Annotated in this window: 1 pseudogene; it reads right to left on the reverse strand. The window is 68.3% G+C overall.

What is annotated here, in order from left to right:
- Positions 1-3,410, reverse strand: a pseudogene (locus ACWGDE_RS37465) (RHS repeat-associated core domain-containing protein); the annotation flags it as partial.

Genomic DNA, 3,410 nt, shown 5'->3' on the forward strand with positions numbered 1-3,410 from the left:
ATGAACGTCTTGCGGACACCGGCGGCCGCGGAACGGGCCAGCGTCAGCTGCTCGATCTCACCGATCGGGGAGTACGCCACGTTCTGGACGTAGTCGGTGGCACCGGTGAGCGTCTTCGGCAGGCCGTAGTTGTCGTAGCTCACCTGGAGGGTCTCGGCGGGCAGACCGGCGGCCGCGGGTGATGCGACCGTGTTCGGGGTTCCGTCGAGCCGGTAGGTCATCGTCTGGTCGGTGGTGGCCGCGATGGCGCCCGAGGTGACGAGCGGGTCGTCGGAGGGCAGGGTCAGCCGGGTCGTCGTGGGACGGCCCAGAACGTCGTAGGCGATGGCGGACTTGGTGTACGCCTTGCCGGTCAGACCGCCCTCGTAGCGGGTGGAGGCCATGGGAGCACCCTTGCGGACGCCGTCGTAGGTCCACGTCGCGAGCAGGTTGGCGTCGGACTTCGGCGACTTCCACAGGCCGGTCTTGCGGCCCAGTTCGTCGTATCCGTACTCCAGGACCGTGTTCCGCGCATCCTTGGAGGTCGCGACCTGGTCCAGGACGGTGTACGTCGTGGTGCCCTTGCCCTTGTCGGGGTCGGTGGTGGTCACGCCCCGGCCGAAGAGGTCGTAGCCGTAGGTCCACTTGGCGTTGTCGGGGCCGGTGATCTCGGTCTGCTTGCCGTCGACCGTGTAGGTGCGGCTCACGCTGGTGTACGGCGTGCCCGGCGCGGTGCCCCCGTACTGGGGGTCGTTCGGCGTGGTCCCGCTGTAGGTGCGGACCTGCGTCGTCTGACCGAGCGCGTTCGTGATCGTGCGGCTGGCCGTGCCTCCCTGGAGAGCCGTGGTGGCGGTCGAGTCGCCGGTGTAGCTGGTGGTGGTGGACTGCTTCTGCACCCCGTACACCAGCAGGCTGCTGGTCGTGGCGCGGCCGAGGCCGTCGTAGACGACCGCGGTCTGCTTGGGGGTGCTGCCGTACTCTGCGCGGGCGTAGACGCCCTCGGGCGCCTTGTCCTTGTCCCAGATGTCGGCGTACGTCTCGTAGGCCAGGCCACGGGAGTCGTAGCGGGTATCCGTCAGGAGACGCCCGCCGTTCGGCGACGGCGCCTGGGTCTGCAGCGGACGCAACAGGGCGTCCGCGATCGAGTAAACGGTTTTGTAGCTGCCGTCGGCGGCGAGGGTGCCGACCGAGGTCCACGGCTGCTTGCCGCGTTCCAGCAGGTACCCGTACTTCACGTTCGGGGTCTGCGACTGGCCTCGGTTGGGCAGCCAGGTCGCGGTGACGCGTCCCAGGCCGTCGTACGTGTTGTAGGTGGAGCCCGAGTTGGCGTCGATGCCGCGCACGATGGAGCCGCGCAGGTCCATGTACGTGTACGTCTTGTGCTGCTGGCCGTTGGAGGCGAGCTTCGGCGACGTGATCACGGTGACCTGCAGCGGGCCGTTCGCGGCCGGCGTGTAGCTGGTCGTGGTCGTGTTCCCGGCCCCGTCGGTGGCGGTCAGCGGGCGGCCGAGCTTGGCCGTGGCCGTGTCGTACGTGGTGGTCGAGACCGTCTGCCAGCCTGCCGCTCCCGCCGGATCGCGGTCCGCGGTGCCGTTCGCCACCGGGTAGGCCTGGGCGCGCCCGGTCCAGGTGCCAAGGCCCAGGGTCGGAGTCTGGTTCGCCGTCCACGCGGTGGCGGCCGTGTCGTCGTACACCGTGGCCGTGTCGGAGAGGACGTCGCCACGGGTCGCCGAGGTGGCGGGAAGCGTCAGCTTGTCGTCGGTGACGGAGCACAAGGCCCCGACGGTGCGGGTGCGCGATGTGAGGTTGGTGATGCCCTTGGCGTCGTTGCGGGCGTACCAGGTGCGCGTGCAGGTCTCGTCGCCGGTCTTGGCCGTGTCACCGGACGACGAGGACTGCGTCTGCATGCCGTAGTCGTCGTAGGCGCTGTCGGCGCGGGTGGACCGCCAGGTGTTGGAGGCCGTGAGGAGGGTGTGGTTGTACATGGTGCCTGTGCGGACGTAGTACGCCTTGGTGTTGGCGTACGACTTCTGCTGGCTGGCGGTCTCCTTGCTCCACGGGTCGGTCACCGAGACGGCGAGCGCGGTGGCCCCGTCGTAGGTGACCTCCTGGCGCTTGAAGCCCGCGTACTGCTCGTCGTCGTTGATGTCGGCGATCGTCAGCCCCGGGACGGGGACCGCCGCGATCGTGTTGGTGCGGGTGGCGGTCGTGCCCTTGCGCTTGTCGCCGCGCATGCCCTGCATGAAGACCTTCACGGTCTTCGAGCGGGTCTTGCCGACGGCTCCGCTGTAGGCGGTGACCTTGCCGTAGCCCCGCCAGTCCGACCAGGTCCGCTGGTCCTCGGGGGTCAGCGGGTCGTCGTTGTGGTGCCAGCCGGGGTTCGCGTACTCGTAGGCGTTCTCGACGAGGTCGTTCTGGCCCGCCGGGTCGGCGATGGTGACGGCCATGACGCTGTACTTGTGGAACCAGTCGAGCTTGGGGTCACCGCCGTTGATCGGCCAGTACACCGGGTAGCAGGACAGCGAGTTGTCGTCCTCGGCCACCGGCATCTTGGAGCCCCGTACGCACTCCGGGTTGGAGAGCGTGACCGTCGTGATGGCGCCCGTCTCGGAGGTGATCGTGTTGATGCGGGGGCGGTTGAGCGGGACGATGTTGTCCCCGTCCACGTCCACCCGGTTCGGCTTCATGTGGTAGGTGAAGTCCACCGGCGGGACATCGACGGTACCGCCGTTCTTGCCCGTGCGCTTGATCGACTTCAGGACCATGGTCTGGTCGCTGGTGTCTCCGAGGTCGCCCGGGTCCAGGTACTCCTGGGCCAGGTCGAAGGTGTCCACGAGCGCGTAGTTGTCGGGCTCCAGGGCCGTGGACCACGCGTAGGTGTTGATCGCCGTCATCCGCTTGCGCGTGAAGAAGGCCGGCCCTTCCGCCTTGCAGTCGGTTTCGCTCGCCGAGCAGATCTGGTCGAAGGGGACGTCGGGCCAGTTGTCCGAGGTGTCCTTCGTCAGGTTGGTGCAGCTCGCCGCGAAGCAGCGCTCCTTGTAGTCGAAGACGACCTTGTTGGAGGCGGTTCCGGTGAACAGCGTGTCCGCGCGCTGGCCGTAGCGGATCTCGGAGAGCGTGCCGCCGCGGGTGTAGGGCAGCAGCTTGGTCTTGTCGCCGTTCTTCGCGTAGTTGTTGGTCTCCGCCGCGTACCAGTAGCTGGCCGCGTTGCCGTGGACGTCCTGGACCAGGTCCAGGTTCCAGCGCCAGGCCTGGGTCTCGTAGCGGCCGGAGAAGGTGGAAGCCTTGGTGTAGCCCGGCTCGCCGGCGTCGTCGCCGAAGACGGGCGCGGACCAGGTGGAGTTGGTGCGCTCGGAGCCGGCGCCGGGCAGCTTGTTCAGGCCGAAGGTGTAGGTGGTGCCGTCACCGGTGACCACCTTCCAGTACTCGCC

The sequence above is a fragment of the Streptomyces sp. NPDC054956 genome (genome assembly GCF_053609185.1).